Raw genomic sequence first — 17,919 nt, 5'->3', positions numbered from 1 at the left:
GACGAGAGGCCATCCGGGAACACTCCTTCCAAGGCATCGCACGCTCCAGTTATTGGTCGTGCGCTGATCATAAAAGGTGTTACCTATGTCTCTAGACGACTGTTACCTATGTCCCTGTGCCATACAGGGAGACCCGCCCACCCTACGGCACCGCCTTCACCATCCGGCGAGCGGCGGCGCGCTCGCGCCAGTCGTTCGGCACGATGAAGCCGCGCTCGATCTCCTCGATCTGCCCGGGCGTATGGCGCACCACCGCGACCAGCACCGGCGTCGACGACGTCTCGAACTGGGCCGACAGCTCGGCATGCAATTGGGCGCGGTTCAGCATCCAGGTGGCCGAGGCGGCGCGAAACGGCGCCAGCCACTGCAGGCGCGGCAGCATCAGGAACTCTTCCCCGGCCAGGCCCTCGATCTCGTCCAGCGCGCACCAGAAGCCGCGGCAGTGGCCGGCGGCGATCCCGCGCATGGCGGGCCAGGAACCGGACGGATAGAACAGCCAGCCCTTGACCAGCGCACGCGCCCGCGACACCGGCCGCGGCAGCAGGGCCTGCGCGGCCGGATGCCCGCCCAGGCTGAGCTGGCGCTCGAAGACCTTGCGCATCTTGAGGCCCAGGCTGTCGGCCAGGTTGGGGCCGACCAGGGCGTCGAACTGTTGTCCGCCCTCCCCGTCCAATAAATAGAACTTGGTGGCGAACTCGATGTGTTCAACCGCATCCGGCCCGTCTTCCAGCAGGAAGTCGAATTCGCCGATGGTGTCGTTACGGCTGGCGCGCACCTGCAGGTTGTGGGCGACCAGGCGCCCGTGCTGCTCGAAATAGAAGGCCATCAGCTTTTCGGCATACAGGCCGAGGCGCGTGTGCATCTTCGCGCCCAGCGCTTCGTCCAGGACGGACGGATCATGGTCGAGGCGCCCCAGCCAGTCGGCGAGCTCCGGGGTCACGGGGCCAGTGGTGGCGATGCGGCCGGCCCACTGCGGGTCGTTCGCATCGAGCAGGTCGGGGGCGTCGAGCAGCCAGGCCAGCGCCCGCACCCGGGCGCGCCGCAGGTGGCCCCAGCGGCGGTGGAAGCCTAGCTGGTAGGTGTCAGCCGGCGCGTCCATCTGCCGCTGCCCTGGCCCGGCACAGGTCCGCCCAGGCCAGCGCCTTGTCGCCCCCGCGCCGCAGCAGTTCGCCCGGATGCAGGGTCGCCACCAGGGGCACCTCGCCCAGCCGGTGGACCTTGCCGCGCGAACCTGCCAGCGGTTCGGAAAGCGGCTTGCCGAGCAGACCGTCGATGGCCACCTGGCCCAGGGTCAGCACCAGGCCGGCCCCGGTCAATTCGCGCTCACGCTCCAGGAAGGGACGGCAGGCCGCCACTTCTTCCAGGGTCGGGGCGCGGTCGCCGCCCTTGGCATTGGCGGGACGGCATTTCACCAGCGCAGTCACATAGACATCGGCCTCGCGCGACATGCCGACCGCCGCCAGCATGTTGTCGAGCAGCTTGCCCGGCTCGCCGGTCAGCGGCTGGCCGGCCTTTTCGTCCGCCGCGCTGGCCGTGCCGGCAGCGACCAGCCAACGGGCCTGGCGCGCGCCGGCACCGAGCACCGGCTTGCGGCCTTCGCTGCAGGCGCTGCAATGCCGGCAACTGGCGACGGCCTGGCGCAGGGCGGCCCAGTCCATGCTGGAAACGTCAAGGCGTTCCGGTTCGGCTTCGACGCCCCAGGCGCTGTCCTCGCGCGGCGGCGGCGTCCATGCCGGGCGGGCCGCCGGTTCGGCGACCTGGCGCGGCATCGGGGGCGGCGCCAAGGGCTGGGCCGGCGCCGGCGCCGGCGGCGCGGCTTGCGCCACCACGGCCGGCGCGGGTTCCGGCTCGGCCTGCGGCGCCGCTTCCACCGCAGCCTCCGGCACGGCGCGCAGGCTCCACAGCGGGCCGATGCCCATCTCGGCCAGGAAGGCCGCGTCGCGGTCACCGATGTGCTTCACTGCGCGGTTCACAGGTCGATCCTCATCACGATGGCATCCTCGCGCTGCCCGCCGTGCGCCGGATAGTAGCCCTTGCGGCGGCCGATCTCGCGGTAGCCGTAGCGGCAGTAGACGGCGAGCGCGCGCTCGTTGGACGGGCGTACCTCGAGCAGGATGGACGCCATGCCCTGCTCGCGGGCGCGCGCGCCGATCCGGTCCAGCAGGTGGCGCCCGAGCCCCTGGCCCTGGCGCCCGGCGGCCACCGCCACGTCGAGCAAGTGGGCCTCGTCGACCGCATACATCAATAGATAGTAGCCGGCCAGCCGGCCTTGCGCGTCGCGCGCGGTCCAGGCGTCATAGCCGCTGGCGAGCGACTCGCTGAAGTTGGCGCGGCTCCAGGGATGCGGGAACACGCTGCATTCGAGCGCATGCACCTCGTCCACGTCGGCAGCCTGCATCGGCGCGAAGCTCAAGCCGCGCACCTGGTCACTGAGCTCTTGCAGGACCGTCATGCCCCGGCCTTCGCGGCGTTGATGGCCTGACGCTCGGCGCTGGTGTAGGCCACCTTGTTGCGCAGGTAGAGCGGCTGGGCCTGGGCGGGCGGCACCGCCAGCCCGGCGGCCAGGGCCGGCGCGCCCAGCAGCGCCAGTTCGCGCGCGTGCGGCAGGATGTCGTCCAGCGCCCCCGCGGCGAAGGCCTTGCCGGCAAACGCTTCCGGGTAAGCCGAGAACCCATTGCCGCAGGCGGCCAGGCCCTCGGCCGGCAGCGGCGCCAGATCCTGCGGCGCACACAGCGCGGGCGCGGCGACCTCGATCCAGGCGCCGCGCGCGGCATCGTGCCGGTACTGCGCCCAATACACTTCGCCCATGCGCGCGTCCAGCACCGCCAGCACCTCGTTCGCCCCGGTACGGGCACGGCAGGCTTCGGCCATCGCCTCCAGGGTCACCAGCGGCAGCACCAGGAGATTCGCGCCGAATGCCAAGCCCTGGGCCACGCCGCAGGCGGTGCGCACCCCGGTAAAGGAGCCGGGACCGGCGCCGAAGGCGATCGCGTCGCAGTCGGACAAAGCCAGGCCGGCTTCGCGCAGCAGTTCCTGCACCATCGGCAGGACCGATTGCGAATGGGTGCGCACGCCGGAGGTGGAACGGGCGATGACGTGGTCCCCGTTCAATAGCGCGCAGGAGGCGAGCTCGGACGAGGTTTCAATGGCGAGAATCGTGGACATGCCGGTATTTTACCTGCTCGGCCGGGGGCCTGGCCACGGCCCGGGCGCCCGGAGCGCACATTCCCCCGTGAACACACGGTACAATCCGGCTCATGCAAAGCCTGACCCTGGATTCCGACAACCGCGAGCGCATCGCCGCCGCGATAGCGGGCGACGCCCTGACGGTCGCCTGCCTGTGCGCCGCCTGGTGCGGCACCTGCTCGTCCTATCGCGCCACCTTCGAGGAACTGGCCCTGCGCCACCTCGACAAGACCTTCGTCTGGATCGACATCGAGGACCAGGCCGACATCGTGGGCGACCTCGACGTGGAAAACTTCCCTACCCTGCTGGTGCAGCGCGGCGACACGGTCGCGTTCTTCGGCACCATGCTGCCCGACGGCGCCGTGGCCGACCGCCTGGTGCAGGCCCAGGCCGCGACCACGCCGGAAGAACTGGCGCGCCTGGCCGCGTCCAACGAGGAACGGCGCGCCTGGCAGCGCGACTGCAACCTGCGGGTCCTGCTCGACGTTTAACTCAGCCGCAGCGGCAGGCTGCGCAGCCGCTGCCCGGTCAGCTTGAACACGGCCGCCGCCACCGCCGGCGCGATCGGCGGCACCGCAGGCTCGCCCACGCCTTCGGGATGCGCCATGCTCGGCATCACGATGGTGTCCACCACCGGCGCCTCGTGCATGCGCACGACCGGATAGTCGCCGAAATTCGACTGCTCCACCTTCCCATCCTTGATGGTGATCTCGCCGTGCAGCGCGGCCGACAGCCCGAACAGCACGCCGGACTCCACCTGCTGGGCGATGATGTTGGGATTGACCGCCAGCCCGCAATCGATCGCGCACACCACGCGGTGCACGCGGATCTGCTTGCCCTCGACCGAGACCTCGGCCACCTGGGCCACCGTGCTGCCGAAGGAGCGGTGCAGGGCCACGCCGTGCGCGCGCCCCGCCGCCGGCTGCCCTGCCTGCGCCACCGCTGCGTCCAGGGTCGCCAGCGCGCGCGGATGCTTGCCCAGGAGCGCGCGCCGCATGGCGACCGGGTCGCGCCCGGCGGCATGCGCCACCTCGTCCAGAAAAGCCTCCTTGAAGAAGGCATTGTGCGAATGCCCGACCGAGCGCCAGTAACCGAGCGGCACAGGACTGTCGACGATCACGTGGGCGATGCGCTGGTTGGCGATCGCATACTGCATGTCGTATTCGCCTTCGGCGGTGGTCTTGTCCGGGCCCATGCCTGGCAGAGCGAGGTTGCGCGGGAAGTACTGGTGGCCGATGGCGCCGCTGGCGGATTTATTGTCCCAGGCCAGGATCTCCCCCCTTGCGTCGAGGTGGGCGCGGAAGCGCGCCAGCGCCGCCGGGCGGTAGACGTCGTGGGTGATGTCGTCCTCGCGGCTCCAGATTATCTGGACCGGTTTCCCATGCATGGCCATGGCGACCGTCACCGCCTGCGCCACCATGTCGGCTTCCAGCCGGCGTCCGAAGCCGCCGCCCAGCAGCATCACCTCGATGCTCACGTCCTCGCGCTCGACGCCGGCCACGCGCGCCGCCACGTCCACCGCGATGCTCGGCACCTGGGTCGAGGCCCACAGCCGGACCCTGGCGCGCCCCTGAACGTACTCGACCTGGGCGGTGCAGTTGACCGGCTCCATGGCCGCATGCGCGAGATAAGGCGCACGGTACTCGGCCGTCACCGTGAGCGCCACCCCGTCCACGTCCTGGCTGCCCGCCTCATGATAGACGTAGCCGCTTTCCTCCTCGAGGGCGCGCTCGAAGTCCTCGAACACGGATTCGCTGGAGAGCCGGCTCGTGTCGCCGACCTGCCACTTGACCAGCAGCGCCTGCGCGGCCTGGTGCGCCTGCCACCAGGTGGTGGCCACCACGGCCACGCCCACGCCCAGGCCGCTGCGCTCGTCCATCAGGCCCGGCATCGGCACCACCTGCAGCACGCCGGGCATGGACTCCACCCCCTTGCCTTCGTGCTTGGTAAGGGTGGCGCCGATCACCGGCGCCATCTTGACGGCCGCGTACACCATGCCGGGCACGCGCGCGTCGATGCCGAAGCGCGCGCTGCCGTCGGTCTTGGCGCGGCTGTCCAGGCGTCCGGCGGGCTTGCCGATCAGGCGGAAGTCGCGCGGCTCCTTCAGGCGCACGTCGCCGGCCTCGATGCCGGCGCCGACCCGCGCCGCATGGGGCGCCAGCGCGCCGTAGCCGGCGCGGCGCCCGTCGGGATGCAGCACGAAACCGTCCTCGGTGCGCAGGCGCGCAACCGGCGTTTTCCACTGTTCGGCCGCCGCCTTGAGCAGCATGGCGCGCGCCACCGCGCCGGCCTCGCGCATCGGCAGCCAGGCATCCTTGACGCTGGTCGAGCCGCCGGTGAACATGATGCCCAGCTCGCGCCCGAGCTTGGCCATCAGCCACTGCGCGCCCTGGCGCGTGCTGCCGCTGTCGTCGGGGTGGAAAGGCAGGTTCTCGCGCAGCACCGTCAGGTTGGCGAAGATCTTGTCGATCGGGGCCTGGGCGATGCGCACGCTGGACAAGGGCAGGTCGAGCTCCTCGGCTACCAGCATCGGCAGCGCGGTATGCACGCCCTGCCCCATCTCGCTGCGCGGCACCACCACCGAGACCGCGCCGTCGGGAGAAATGGCGATCCAGCCGTTCAGGCCGACCGTGTCGCCGCCCAGCGCCAGCGGGCGCGATGCGTGCAGGCGCTGGCGCGGCGGCTGCACGCCCCAGCCGACCAGCATCGCGCCGCCGGCGAGCAGGCCGCCCAGCAGGAAACGGCGCCGCGTGAGCCTGGCGCCTGCGCGCGGCGCGCCCGCCTCAGGCTTCGCTTCCTTCGGCTGCGCCGGCTTCGTGCTTCGTTCGATCGTGTCCATGTGCTTGTGCCCGTCCCCAGCGCGACAGTATATCGCCAGCCGCGACCGGCCGGCTGTAGAGGTAGCCCTGGGCCTGGCGGCAGCCGTGCCGCAGCAGGAAGGCGGCCTGCTCTTCGTTTTCCACGCCCTCGGCCACCACCGACAGGTTCAGGCTCTTGCCGAGCTGGATGATGGCCACCGCGATCGCCTCGTCGTTGGCGTCGACCAGGATGTCCTGGATGAAGCTGCGGTCGATCTTCAGGGTCTGCACCGGCAGCTGGCTCAGGTAGGCCAGCGAGGAATAGCCGGTGCCAAAATCGTCGATCGCCAGCCCGACGCCGACCGCGCGCAGCTCGTTGATGTGCTGCAGCGCGTCGGACGTGTTCATGATGACCGACTCGGTCACCTCCAGCTGCAGCCGTCCCGCCGCCAGGCCGGTTTCCTGCAGCACCGCGGCCACCACCGGCGCGATGCTGCCGCGCTCGAACTGGCGCACCGACAGGTTGACCGCCATCTTCGGCACCGCGAGGCCATCCCGGTCCCAACGCCGCATCTGGGAGCAGGCCTCGGCCAGCACCCACTGGCCCAGCTGGCTGATGAAGCCGGTATCCTCGGCCACCGGGATGAAGCGCACCGGCGCCACCCGGCCCAGCTCCGGGCTGTCCCAGCGCACCAGGGCTTCGACGCCGACCAGGCGCCCGGTGTCGATCTCGACCTGGGGCTGGTATTCGAGGAAGATTTCCCCCTTCTCGATCGCGCGACGCAGCAGCGACTCCAGGCGGAGGCGCATGGCGCCCTCGCCGCTCATCGAGGGCGCGTAGAACTGGTAGCCGTTGCGGCCGCGCGCCTTGGCCTGGTACATGGCGACGTCGGCATTGCGGATCAACATGTTCAGGTCGGTCGCATCCTGCGGGAACACGCTGATGCCGACGCTGCCGGTGACGAACAGTTCGTAGCCCGACACGGTGAGCGGCTGCTCGAACAGGGCCATCAGCTTCTCGGCCACGTGGGCGGCGCCTTGACCGCCGACATCTTCCAGCAGCACGATGAATTCGTCGCCGCCCAGGCGCGCCAGCGTATCGCCCTCGCGCAGGCAGGCGGCTAGCTGCCCCGCCACCTGCTTGAGGAGCAGGTCGCCCACGTGGTGGCCGAGGGTGTCGTTGACGTTCTTGAAGCGGTCCAGGTCGATGAACAGCACCGCCAGCTGCTGGCCCGCGCGCGTGCAGCGGACCATCGCATGCTGCAGGCGGTCGTGGAACAGCAGCCGGTTCGGCAGCGCCGTGAGCGGATCGTGGTGGGCCAGGTGGTCGAGCTTGTCCTGCGATTGCTTCACCTCCGTGATGTCGCTGAACACGCAGACGTAGTGCGTGACCTCGTCATTGTCGTCGCGCACGCTCGACACGGTGAGCCATTCCAGGTAGCCCTCGCCGTTCTTGCGGGTCTCCCAGCGCTCGCCGCGCCAGAAGCCGGCCTCCAGCAGGTCGCGCCACATCTGCCCGTAGAGCGGATCGTCGTGGCTGCCGGGGCGCGTCAGGCTCGATTGCTGGCCGAGCGCTTCCATCTCGGTGAAGCCCGTGATCTGGGTGAAGGCGGGATTGGTGGCAAGGACGCGGCCGTGCACGTCGAGCACCATGACGCCGTCGGCGATGTGCTCGAGCACCGTGGCCGACAGGCGCAGTTTTTCCTCGGCCAGCTTGCGCTCGGTGATGTCGGCGAACACCCAGATGCTGCCCTCGTTCGGGCGCGCGCCGTCCAGCGCGCAGCCGCTCACCAGGAGCCAGAAGCTGCTGCCGTCGCGGCGCCGGAACTGGATCTCCTCGCCGGTGTCGGGGCCGGCCGCGATCTTCGGATACTTTTCCAGCCACAGGCGCTCGTATTCGGCGCGCCCCGGGAACAGGAGCTCGGTCGACCGGCCCACCAGCTCGGCCTCGCCATAGCCGAACAGCGCCTCGGCGCGCCGGTTGGCCGAGACGATGCGGCGCTCGCGCACGAACAGCACGCCGAACATGACGTTGTCCAGGATCGCACCCTGCTCGGTGAGCAGGGCCTCGATGCGCATCTCGTCGTGCTTGCGCTCGCTGATGTCGTAGATGATGCCGTCGACCCGGAATTCCTCGCTGCCCCACTCGCCCTGCGGCTGGCCGCTCTCGAGCACCCATCGCTCGATGCCGCCGGCGTCGATGATGCGGTATTCGATCTCGTAAGAACTGCCGGCCGCCAGCGCGTCCCTGGCCGCATGGCGCTGCATGCGCCGGTCCTCGGGATGGATGATGTTGGCCCAGTCGTCGGTGGTGGCCAGCATGAAGCGCTCGGCCGGGTAGCCCGAGATTTCCTCGATGGCCTCGCTGACGAAGTCGATGTGGCCGCCCGGGCGCGCACGGAACACGGCGCCCGGCACCTGGGCGACGATGGTCCGGAACTGCTCCTCGCGCCGGCCGATGTCGGCGAACAACTGGCCGATCGCGGTGCGCATGCGCTCCATCTGGCCGCCCAGGCGCCCCAGCTCGTCGCCGGCCGGCAGCGCCAGCGGGGTATCGAAATCGCCGCGCGCCAGCCGGTCGGAGAAACCGGTGAGGGTGCGCAGGGGCGAGAGCAGGCGGCGCCGGATCAGGAGCGCGATCAGGAGCAGCGACACGCCCAGCTGGATCGCCAGCACCAGCGCGTAATTGCGCTGCTTGGCGCGCAGCTCGTCCTGATAATGATGGTCGCTCATCTCGATCACCACGTGACCGATCTTCTGGCCGCGCACCACCACCTCGCGCTCGGTGCGGTACAAGTGCGCACCTGAGGGTACTGGACTGTCGCGCTTGATGAATTTGGCCTGGGCCAGGTCATGCACTTCGACGCGTACGATGGTGGGGTCGCGTACGAAGGAATCAACCAGCGCGCGTGCCGCCTCGGCATTCATGTCCCATAATGATTCCTGGACGCCGAGCGCCAGGATGTCGGCATTGCGCTGCAGCGCATCGTTCAGCACGTGGACGGTCGCCTCGCGCTCCTTCACGCCAATCATGAAGTAGCCGCCGACCATGGCGGGCACCGCCAGGCCGCCGAAGACCACCAGCAGCAGCGCACCGTAGATCGAGCGGCTGTACGGCTTGCGCAGCACGGCAGCGAGATTACGGAATGAGAAACGTGGCTGGGGCATCGGGTGTTCGCCAGTTCCCCGCCGCCCGGCAGGGATTTATTTACGGCAATGGAATTGTTCGATTATGCATGCCGGATGACCAAGCGTCATCAAATTGCTTATCTACAGCCAGGCACTCGTGTCCGGCTGTCGGCAGGACGCGACAAGACTTGTTATGATTGAATCTTTCGGAGGAGAAACTATGAGCCTGTCCATGTATTCCGCTTCGGTCCCCGTATTCCAGAAGATGCTGCGCGCCCTCGCCGGCGTGCTGGAAAAAGCCGAAGCCCACGCCCAGCAGCACAAGATCGAGCCGGCCGCCCTGCTGCAGGCGCGCCTGTTCCCGGACATGTTCCCGCTGGTGGGCCAGGTCCTGATCGCGACCGATTTCGCCAAGGGCGCGAGCGCCCGCCTGGCAGGCGAGGAAGTGCCGCGCTACGACGACACCGAGCAGAGTTTCGCCGAACTGCAGCAGCGCATCACCAAGACCCTGGGCTACATCGAGTCGCTGCCGCGCGCAGCGTTCGACGCGGCCGGCGAACGCGCCGTCACCCACGGCGCCGGCGAGCGCGCCCGCCACTTCGAGCGCGGCGACGACTACCTCACCGGCTTCGTGCTGCCGAACTTCTTCTTCCACGTGACGACCGCCTACGCGATCCTGCGCCACAACGGGGTACCGATCGGGAAGCGCGACTTCCTGGGTCTCTGATCTATATATAGAGAGAGATAGAGAGAGCGGGTTCAGGTGTTCCGGCGCGGGTAGCCCTGCGCCAGGATCCGCACCCACACCCGCTCCTTCTCCTCGGCGCTCATCGCCACCCACTGCGCCACCTCGACGTAGGTGCGGCCGCAGCCGCGGCAGACTTCGTCGAAGGTGGTCGAACACACCGCCACGCAGGGAGTGTCGGGGCGCTGCGGGAGCGCCCCGACAGGGCGCTGCGGCGCGCCGTCCGAATTAGCGTGCTGGTCCGACATCGAGCTTGTCCCAGCCTTCGTGGCCGAGCTTTTCCATGGTGTCGATATTCTTCTCGAAGATCTCGGAAGCTTCCGGGAAGGCCTCGACCGCGCGATCGATGCTGTCCTCGCGCAGCAGGTGCAGGATCGGGTACGGCGCCCGGTTGGTGTAGTTCGCGATGTCGTTCGGGTCGGTGTCCGCGAACTGGTAGTCCGGGTGGAAGCTTGCCACCTGCAATTCGCCGTCGAGCTGCATGTCCTCGACCGCGGCATCGGCCACGTCCAGGAATTCGTTGTAGTCCTCGAAGTCGGTCAGCACGAAGGGATGGATCAGGAGGGTCGTGTCGACCTCCTCGGCCGGGGTGTCGGACAGGTGCTGCAGCTCGTCCATGAGCTGCTCGAGCAAGGCTTCCGGCGTGGTCGCGCTGGACACCACGTAGCGCACCTGCTCCTTCACGTAAACGGACTTGGCGAAGGGGCACAGGTTCAGGCCGATGACGGCCCGTTCCAGCCAGCGGCGGGTGGCGGAGACGATCGCGTCGTCGTCGGCATTCGGGTTTGCGGTACGCATGGATGGCAAATAATAAGGCGGTAGCAGAAGCCGGATTGTACGCACTCTTTGCGTCCGCTCATAGATTGACACCTTCCGGCGGCTAGGCTAGAGGCAGAACAGATGAGGAAGGCCCGGCCCTTCGACGGGCCGGGATCGGCAGCCTCCTGCTGCGATCCGGCGTGCATCTTACGGCAATTTCCGTTTTCATGATGTCAATTTACATAAATGAACTCTGGAAATTAATTTGTAACGATGGGTCCGCATGCCTTGACTGACTCGAGCATGACTACGTACACTGCCCCCTTGACCAGTACGTCCGTTCTCGGACGCAACATTGGAAAGCGATGCACGACATGATCCGCAAGACCGTAGCGACTGCCGCGCTGGCACTGCTGGCCACCTCCCCGCTGACTCGCGCGATGGACAACGCCCCCGTGGCCGCCGTATCGAATCCGGCTGCGAACGCGCTTAACGCCCGCCCTGCCGCGCCCCTGGCGCCCGGCCTGCTGAAGGTCGACGACTACAAGGAAACCGACGTCTGGGGCCGCATCCGCAGCGGCTACGCGATCCCCGACGTCGACAACAGCCTGGTGGCACGCCACACCCAGGCCTACAGCGCCCGTCCCGACAGCCTCAAGCGCATCTCCGGCCGCGCCTCGCCCTACCTCTACCACATCGTCCAGGAACTCGAAAAGCGCGGCATGCCGACCGAACTGGCCCTGCTGCCGGTGATCGAATCCGCCTTCAACCCGCAAGCCCTGTCCACCGCCGACGCAGCCGGCCTGTGGCAGTTCGTGCCGGGTACCGGCAAGGACTTCAACCTGAAGCAGAACATGTTCAAGGACGAGCGCCGCGGCGTGCTGGCCTCGACCGATGCGGCCCTCACCTACCTGCAGCGCCTGTACACCATGTTCGGCGACTGGCAGCTGGCCCTGGCGGCCTACAACTGGGGCGAAGGCAACATCCAGCGCATCATCAAGAGGAACCAGGCGCTCGGCAAGGGTACCGACTTCGAGAGCCTGGCCGAGCTGATGCCGGCGGAAACCCGTAATTACGTGCCCAAGCTGCAGGCGGTCAAGAACATCGTCGCCAACCCGTCGCAGTACAACGTGGCGCTGCCGGCCATCGACAACCAGCCCTACTTCACCGCCATCGACAAGACCAGCGACATCGACGTCGCCGTCGCGGCCCAGCTGGCCGAAATGTCGCTCGACGAGTTCCGCGCGCTGAATCCGCAGTTCAAGAAGCCGGTCATCACCGGCGGCGAAAAGACCAAGATCCTGTTGCCGAAGGAAAACGCCGAGAAGTTCCACCTGAACCTGGCCGGATGGGGCCGCGAGCTGTCGACCTGGACCACCCACAAGATCACCAACGCCCGCACCAGCATCAGCGCGCTGGCATCGAAGTTCGGCACCACCCCGGAAGTCATCCGCCAGGCCAACAACATCCCGGCCAAGTCGACCATCAAGGCCGGCTCGACCATCCTGGTGCCGAAGGCTTCGGCCTCGCAGGCCGGCGACATCGCTGAGAACATCATCGAGAACGCAGTGGTGGCCTTCGAAGCCGAACGCAGCCCGCGCGTGAAGGCCAAGACTTCGCGTTACAAAGTCAAGGCGACTGCCTCGTCCAGCAAGCGCATCGCACGCAACACCTCGTCCAAGCGCAAGCAGCGCTGATCCACATACCCCCTCCCCGCAACGGCCGTCCAGTGGACGGCCGCGTGCAGACTTTTTTAATCTGATGTATGATGTCGTTTGTGCGCTGCAATAGCAGGTCCGAACAGACAGGATTTAGCAGTTCACCACAGCAGTACAACAAGCAGCATCGCAAGCCTTGGCGACAAACGATCGCCCTTCTTAAAAGCCCTCCCGCCCTGCGTGTCAGCATCCAGACACCGTCCCGGCGCAAAGCTTTTGTGCCGAAATTTCTTTCATTTCTGAGTCATTTCGTAGTGTTGGTTCGCGTTGCTATTCTGCGCTCGTCGTTTCGACACGACACGCGCGATCATGATTGAATTCCGAAAGTAAAAGTACACATGAGTTTTGAAGCACTAGGTTTACACGCGTCGCTCGTCAAGGCAGTAGCAGGCGCCGGCTACACCAAGCCGACCCCGGTCCAGGAGCAAGCCATCCCTGCCGGCATTGCCGGCCGCGACCTGCTGGTCTCCTCGCAGACCGGCTCGGGCAAGACCGCGGCATTCATGCTGCCGGCCTTGCACAAGCTGGCCAACATGGAACCAATGGCTCCGGCCCGCACCCCGGCGCAGAACGCGCAGTCGGCGCGCGCCCGTGGCGAACGCGTCCGCTTTACCCCGGCCCAGCCGAAGATGCTGGTCCTGACCCCGACCCGCGAACTGGCACTGCAGGTGACCACCGCGACCGAACAATATACTACCGACATGCGCCGCATCCGCGTCGTGTCGATCCTGGGCGGCATGCCGTATCCGAAGCAGATGCAACTGCTGTCGAAGAATCCGGAAATCCTGGTGGCAACCCCGGGCCGTCTGATCGACCACATGGAATCGGGCAAGATCGACTTCTCCCAGCTCGAGATCCTGGTGCTGGACGAAGCCGACCGCATGCTGGACATGGGCTTCATCGACGACATCGAGAAGATCGTCGCTGCGACCCCGGCTACCCGCCAGACCATGCTGTTCTCGGCCACGCTGGACGGCGTGGTGGGCAACATGGCGCGCCGCATCACCAAGGATCCGCAGACGATCCAGATCATGAGCGCGGCCAACCGCCACGAGAACATCGTGCAGAAGGTGCACTTTGTCGACGACCTGTCGCACAAGAACCGCCTGCTCGACCACCTGCTGCGTGACGAGTCGATGGACCAGGCCGTGGTGTTCACCGCGACCAAGCGCGACGCCGACATGATCGCCGACCGCCTGAACATCGCCGGCTTCGCGGCCGCCGCCCTGCACGGCGACATGCACCAGGGCGCGCGCAACCGCACCCTGGACAGCATGCGCCGCGGCCAGGTGCGCGTGCTGGTGGCGACCGACGTCGCCGCCCGCGGCATCGACGTGCCCACCATCACCCACGTGGTGAACTATGACCTGCCGAAGTTCCCCGAGGACTACGTGCACCGTATCGGCCGTACCGGCCGTGCCGGCCGCAATGGTCTTGCGATCTCGCTGGTCAACCATGCCGAGAACATGAACGTGCGCCGCATCGAGCGCTTCACCAAGCAGACCATCCCGGTCGACGTGGTGGAAGGGTTCGAGCCGAAGCGTGCCGCCCCGACCCGTTCGGCCAGCCGTCCGGGCTGGAAGCCGGGCGACGGCCGCAATGCCCACAAGTCGGGCCAGCGCAGCTTCTCCAAGCCGGGCTATGGCGCGCCGCGCGAAGGCGGCTACGGTGACCGTGCCCCGCGTGAAGGCGGCTACGCCCGTCCGGCGGACAGCCGCCCTGCCGAGAGCCGTTACGCCGACCGCGGTCCGCGTGAAGGCTACGGCGCACCGCGTACCAGCGGCTATGGCGACCGTCCGCAGCGTGAAGGCGGCTACCGCCGTGACGCGGCCCCGCGCGAAGGCGCTCCAAACGGCGCCCCGCGCGAAGGCGGCTACCGTGGCACCCGCCCGGAAGGCGCCCGCCGTGAAGGTGGCTACGCCAAGTCGGCGCACCCGCGTTCGGCTGATGGCACCCGCCGCACTTTCGGCGACTACTGATCGCTGAATGCCCCATGAAGAATGGCTGCCCTCGGGCAGCCATTTTTTTCGTCCCGTGTCAGCGCGTCGCCGCGCTCCAGCGGATCCTGCCGCGCAGCGCGGCGCTGCCGCCTTCGCAATTCTGCTGGAAACGCAGGTCGATCTCGGACAGCTGGTCCTGCACGTAGCTCACCTTGTCCACCACGAACCAGCCGCTCAGGGTATTGCAGCCGCGGCCGTCGCCGCTCCAGGACAGTCCGCCACGGATCGGGTTGTGGAAGGGATAGCGCTGCAAGTTGCCGTAATAGCCAGGCTGCAGCTGGCCCAGGGTGTTCATGCCCGCGAAGTCGCCCGACCACCAGCTGTCGCCGTTGACGCTGACCTGCAGGCGCGCGCCGGTCGCCGTCACCTTCAGCACCGCGTTCGCATCGGTAAAGCTGCGGGTCATGCCGCCGCCGATGTAGTCGCCCGGCATGCTGCTCAGGTAGACGAAGTTGCCGCTCGCCGGCGTCGCGCCCGCCGCGGGCGTCCACAGCCCGCTCGGCGGCGGATTGACCGGGCCCGGCGGCGCCGTGTTGTCGTCCGCGCGCCACTTGATCTTGCCGCGCAAGGCGCTGCTGCCGCCCTCGCAGCGCTGCTCGAAGCGCATCTCGATCGCCGTCATGCTGCCGCCGACGTAGCTCACGCTGTCGACCACGAACCAGCCCAGCAGGCGGTTGCAGCCGCGCCCCTCGCCGCTCCAGGACAGGCCGCCGCGCACCGGGTTGTGGAAGGGGTAGCGCTGCAGGTCGCCGTAGTAGCCCGGCTCGAGCTGGGTCATGCCGGTCATGCCGGCGAAGTCGCCGCCCCATTGCTCGTCGCCGGTCACCCCCACCTTCAGGTGGGCACTGTTGCTGCTGATGTTCAGCAGGGCATTGCTGCCGGTGTAGGTGTAGGTGCGCCCGCCGCCGATGTAGTCGCCCAGGGTGCTCTGCAGGTGGACGTAGTTGCCGCTGGGCGGCAGCACCGATGCGCTCGGGGTCCACAGGCCGGCCGGCGCTGGCGCCGGCTTGGGGGCGGCCGTGCTGCCGTTCGCGCTCCAGCGGATGCGGCCATGCAGGGCGGTCTGTCCGCCCTCGCAGCGCTGCTCGAAGCGCAGGTCGATCGCGCTCAGTACGCTGCCTTCATAGGTGACGCTGTCCACGATGAACCAGCCGGCCAGGGTATTGCAGCCGCGCCCTTCGCCGGTCCACGCCAGGCCGCCGTTGACCGGATTGTGGAAGGGGTAGCGGGTCAGGTTGCCGTAGTAGCCCGGCTGGAGCCGGGTCTGGCTGTTGGGCGGCACGAATTCGCCGGACCAGTTTTCGTCGCCGGTGAGGTTGATGCGCAGGCCGGCGCCGATCGGGGTGACCGAGAACAGGGTGTCGGCGCCGGTGTACAGGTAGGCCTTGCCGGCGCCGATGTAGTCGCCGGCCTCGCTTTCCAGGTAGACGGCATTGCCGCCGGCCGGCATCCGTCCCTCGGCCGGGCGCCACAATGCGGCGTTCACGGTCACCCGCGCCATCGCGCTGGTGGCGCTGCCGTCGCCAACCGTCAGGCCGAGTTCATAGCTGCCCTCCACGTCGGCCAGGAAGGCCGGGGTGGCGGTCGCCGACATGGCCAGCACGGCGGCGCTGCCAGCCGGTTTCGACAGCAGGGTCCATGCGTAGGAGATGCTGCGGCCGGGCGCCACGCTGCTCGCGCCACCGTCCAGGGTCACGACCTTGCCCGGGGGGACGTTGCGGTCTGCGCCGGGACGCGCCACCGGCACATAGGCCACGCCCGGTTCCTGGTAGGCGATGCCGTTCTGGATCGCCACCAGCACCATCGCCTGGTTCTCGGCGCTTTCGCTGAAGCCCTTCAGCACCGAAGCCGGCGTGGCCGCGCCGCGGTCGAGCACACCGCGCCAGAAGGCGATGCCGGCCGCCTCGCCCGGGCGGCCCAGCACGTTCTGGTAATAGCGCTCGACGATCTGCGAGTTGGACGGGTTGCTGCCATAGATGCCACGGTACTCGGCGGAAGCCACGAAGCCCTCGGCGATCGCGTCGAGCGAGCTGCCGCGCTCGAGGGCGTCGATCCAGAAACCCACGCCGGCCTGGTCCGGGATGCGCGCGAACGCTGCCTGGTAGAGGCGGTAGACCTGGCCTGCGCTGCCTTCCACGTCGAGCGCCAGCGAACTGTCGGCGAAGCGCAGGCGCGCATTCGCGGGAACCGCGGTGACCGCCCCGCCGCGGACCAGGTCGACCACGTTCCAGCCCGTGGCGGTGCGCACGACCGTATATTCCCAGCGCATGCCGGGGAAAGTGTGCTGTCCCGAGACGAGGCTGGCGCGCGTGGCAGCCATGCCGGCCGACTGTACGGGATCTTCTGCGCCCCCGCCGCAGCCGACGAGGGCGATGGCTGCGGCGAAGGCAAGCAGGAGTTGGCGAAATAGCATGATGAAGTAGCACTGAAACCGATGAGCGGGCGATCATGCCACAAGGGGCCCGTGGCCGGGCTTGTCGATGCGCAAATACGACAACTTTTTCGGTGTTCAAGCTCCGGACGCGCGGCCGGATGCCTGTCGCGGCGGCATCGTATAATCGCCCTCCCCAACTCCAGGAAAGTGGCCGTGCGCAAGCACATCCTCATCGTCAGTCCCGCCAGTGCGCGCGAGAACAACGGCAACTGGCAAACCGCCAGCCGTTGGGTGCGCTTCCTGCGCGCCGTCCACCGCGTCGAGATAGCCGGCGCCTGGTCGGGGCCCGGCCGCGCGCCCGACCTGATGATCGCCCTGCATGCGCGCCGCTCGGCCGCCTCGCTGGCCGCGTTCGCCGACGCCCATCCCGGCCGTCCCGCGATCCTGGTGCTGACCGGAACCGACCTGTACCGCGACATCGCCCTGGACGCCGCGGCCCGCGCCTCGCTCCAGCGCGCCCACGCCCTGGTCCTGCTGCAGCCGGCCGGCCTGGCGCTGCTGCCGATGGCGCTGCGTGCCAGGGCGCGGGTCATCTACCAGTCGGCGCCGAGCCTGCGTCCCTACCTGCGCCGCGGGCAGGCGCGCTTCGCCGACATCTGCATGATCGGCCACCTGCGCGAGGAAAAGGATCCATTGACCTTCATCCGCGCCGCCGGCATGGTGATCCACCCCGCCGCGCGCCTGCTCCACATCGGCGGCGCGCTCGACCCCACCTTGGGCCAGGCCGCCCTCGAAGCGCAGGCAGCCAACCCGCGCTACCGCTGGCTCGGCGCCCTGCCGCATGCGGCCGCGCGCCAGCGCCTGAAACGCTGCCATGCGATGGCAATTACCTCGCGCATGGAAGGCGGCGCCAACGTCATCATCGAAGCCGTGACCAGCGGCGTGCCGGTGCTGGCCTCCGATATCAACGGCAACCGCGGCATGCTGGGCGAGGACTATGCCGGCTATTTCGCGCCGGGCGATGCGGCCGCACTGGCCCGGCTGATCGACCGGGTCATCGGCGACAGCGAGTTCGACGCCCTGTTGCGGCGCCAGTGCGCGGCCCGCGCCGCCCTGTTCCTGCCTGGCGCCGAGCAAGCGGCGGTGCGCGACTTGGTGGATAATCTGCTCCTTCACGCGCCCGGCGCGACCACCAACACGAAAGACTAGG

Annotated in this window: 14 protein-coding genes; 5 read left to right on the top strand and 9 right to left on the bottom strand. The window is 68.3% G+C overall.

Translation table 11 applies throughout. The features are described 5' to 3' along the window. Positions 1-142: 142 nt before the first annotated feature. From FG94_RS12260 to tsaB, 4 genes are read right to left on the bottom strand one after another with little or no spacing between them, the layout of a single operon-like run. Positions 143-1,099 (bottom strand): DUF1853 family protein, encoded by a 957-nt coding sequence (locus tag FG94_RS12260; RefSeq protein ID WP_036211856.1) that lies wholly within the window; start codon positions 1,097-1,099, stop codon positions 143-145. After that, positions 1,083-1,973, bottom strand: a complete 891-nt coding sequence (locus FG94_RS12255) for a uracil-DNA glycosylase family protein (protein WP_229445931.1) — start codon at positions 1,971-1,973, stop codon at positions 1,083-1,085. Before FG94_RS12255 ends, FG94_RS12260 begins: the two co-directional genes overlap by 17 nt. Then, complete coding sequence (gene rimI, locus FG94_RS12250; protein WP_036211853.1) at positions 1,970-2,452, bottom strand: ribosomal protein S18-alanine N-acetyltransferase; 483 nt, start codon at positions 2,450-2,452, stop codon at positions 1,970-1,972. Before rimI ends, FG94_RS12255 begins: the two co-directional genes overlap by 4 nt. After that, positions 2,449-3,165: a tRNA (adenosine(37)-N6)-threonylcarbamoyltransferase complex dimerization subunit type 1 TsaB gene (gene tsaB, locus FG94_RS12245; protein WP_036211850.1), complete on the bottom strand. Its 717-nt coding sequence runs from the start codon at positions 3,163-3,165 to the stop codon at positions 2,449-2,451. Before tsaB ends, rimI begins: the two co-directional genes overlap by 4 nt. A gap of 92 nt (positions 3,166-3,257) precedes the next feature. Here tsaB and FG94_RS12240 point away from each other — a divergent pair, with 92 nt between their 5' ends. After that, positions 3,258-3,677 carry a co-chaperone YbbN gene (locus FG94_RS12240; RefSeq protein WP_036211847.1) on the top strand — a complete coding sequence of 140 codons (420 nt, stop codon included), beginning with the start codon at positions 3,258-3,260 and terminating at the stop codon, positions 3,675-3,677. On the opposite strand, the gene FG94_RS12235 is transcribed toward FG94_RS12240, so the two are convergent. Both FG94_RS12235 and FG94_RS12230 read right to left on the bottom strand, forming a co-directional pair. Beyond that, positions 3,674-6,025 carry a molybdopterin cofactor-binding domain-containing protein gene (locus tag FG94_RS12235; RefSeq protein ID WP_081925957.1) on the bottom strand — a complete coding sequence of 784 codons (2,352 nt, stop codon included), beginning with the start codon at positions 6,023-6,025 and terminating at the stop codon, positions 3,674-3,676. The genes FG94_RS12240 and FG94_RS12235 overlap by 4 nt on opposite strands. Next, positions 5,970-9,152 (bottom strand): EAL domain-containing protein, encoded by a 3,183-nt coding sequence (locus tag FG94_RS12230; protein ID WP_036211844.1) that lies wholly within the window; start codon positions 9,150-9,152, stop codon positions 5,970-5,972. The genes FG94_RS12235 and FG94_RS12230 overlap by 56 nt, the downstream gene beginning before the upstream one ends. Positions 9,153-9,333: 181 nt before the next feature. Here FG94_RS12230 and FG94_RS12225 point away from each other — a divergent pair, with 181 nt between their 5' ends. After that, positions 9,334-9,840, top strand: coding sequence for a DUF1993 family protein (locus FG94_RS12225; protein WP_036211841.1), 507 nt, complete (start codon positions 9,334-9,336; stop codon positions 9,838-9,840). Between the two features lie 32 nt (positions 9,841-9,872). Here FG94_RS12225 and FG94_RS12220 read toward each other — a convergent pair whose 3' ends face one another. Beyond that, positions 9,873-10,106: a DUF1289 domain-containing protein gene (locus FG94_RS12220; RefSeq protein ID WP_036211839.1), complete on the bottom strand. Its 234-nt coding sequence runs from the start codon at positions 10,104-10,106 to the stop codon at positions 9,873-9,875. Continuing rightward, a complete protein-coding gene (locus tag FG94_RS12215) occupies positions 10,087-10,656 on the bottom strand; it encodes a DUF1415 domain-containing protein (RefSeq protein WP_036211836.1) in 570 nt (189 codons plus the stop codon). Before FG94_RS12215 ends, FG94_RS12220 begins: the two co-directional genes overlap by 20 nt. 326 nt (positions 10,657-10,982) lie before the next feature. On the opposite strand from FG94_RS12215, the gene FG94_RS12210 reads away from it, so the two are divergent. Both FG94_RS12210 and FG94_RS12205 read left to right on the top strand, forming a co-directional pair. Then, a complete protein-coding gene (locus FG94_RS12210; protein WP_036211833.1) occupies positions 10,983-12,314 on the top strand; it encodes a transglycosylase SLT domain-containing protein in 1,332 nt (443 codons plus the stop codon). A gap of 359 nt (positions 12,315-12,673) precedes the next feature. Further along, positions 12,674-14,314 carry a DEAD/DEAH box helicase gene (locus FG94_RS12205; RefSeq protein ID WP_036211830.1) on the top strand — a complete coding sequence of 547 codons (1,641 nt, stop codon included), beginning with the start codon at positions 12,674-12,676 and terminating at the stop codon, positions 14,312-14,314. Between the two features lie 58 nt (positions 14,315-14,372). Here the strand turns inward: FG94_RS12205 and FG94_RS12200 are convergent, their stop codons facing one another. Further along, entirely contained in the window at positions 14,373-16,748 is a 2,376-nt protein-coding gene (locus FG94_RS12200) for a DUF4214 domain-containing protein (protein ID WP_036211827.1), read from the bottom strand. Between the two features lie 174 nt (positions 16,749-16,922). On the opposite strand from FG94_RS12200, the gene senB reads away from it, so the two are divergent. Next, positions 16,923-17,918: a selenoneine biosynthesis selenosugar synthase SenB gene (gene senB, locus FG94_RS12195; protein ID WP_036211868.1), complete on the top strand. Its 996-nt coding sequence runs from the start codon at positions 16,923-16,925 to the stop codon at positions 17,916-17,918. Position 17,919 lies beyond the last annotated feature (1 nt).

This window comes from Massilia sp. LC238, assembly GCF_000735635.1.
Taxonomy (GTDB): Bacteria; Pseudomonadota; Gammaproteobacteria; order Burkholderiales; family Burkholderiaceae_D; genus Telluria; species Telluria varians.
Note: the sequence above shows the minus strand (reverse complement) of the source record. Positions and strands in the feature narration are given on the sequence as shown.

Coding starts and splice junctions, on each gene's coding strand:
- FG94_RS12260 (WP_036211856.1), bottom strand. CDS start 1,099: ATGGACGCGCCGGCTGACACCTACCAGCTAGGCTTCCACCGCCGCTGG.
- FG94_RS12220 (WP_036211839.1), bottom strand. CDS start 10,106: ATGTCGGACCAGCACGCTAATTCGGACGGCGCGCCGCAGCGCCCTGTC.
- FG94_RS12200 (WP_036211827.1), bottom strand. CDS start 16,748: ATGCTATTTCGCCAACTCCTGCTTGCCTTCGCCGCAGCCATCGCCCTC.
- FG94_RS12230 (WP_036211844.1), bottom strand. CDS start 9,152: ATGCCCCAGCCACGTTTCTCATTCCGTAATCTCGCTGCCGTGCTGCGC.
- FG94_RS12240 (WP_036211847.1), top strand. CDS start 3,258: ATGCAAAGCCTGACCCTGGATTCCGACAACCGCGAGCGCATCGCCGCC.
- tsaB (WP_036211850.1), bottom strand. CDS start 3,165: ATGTCCACGATTCTCGCCATTGAAACCTCGTCCGAGCTCGCCTCCTGC.
- FG94_RS12215 (WP_036211836.1), bottom strand. CDS start 10,656: ATGCGTACCGCAAACCCGAATGCCGACGACGACGCGATCGTCTCCGCC.
- FG94_RS12235 (WP_081925957.1), bottom strand. CDS start 6,025: ATGGACACGATCGAACGAAGCACGAAGCCGGCGCAGCCGAAGGAAGCG.
- rimI (WP_036211853.1), bottom strand. CDS start 2,452: ATGACGGTCCTGCAAGAGCTCAGTGACCAGGTGCGCGGCTTGAGCTTC.
- FG94_RS12225 (WP_036211841.1), top strand. CDS start 9,334: ATGAGCCTGTCCATGTATTCCGCTTCGGTCCCCGTATTCCAGAAGATG.
- FG94_RS12210 (WP_036211833.1), top strand. CDS start 10,983: ATGCACGACATGATCCGCAAGACCGTAGCGACTGCCGCGCTGGCACTG.
- FG94_RS12205 (WP_036211830.1), top strand. CDS start 12,674: ATGAGTTTTGAAGCACTAGGTTTACACGCGTCGCTCGTCAAGGCAGTA.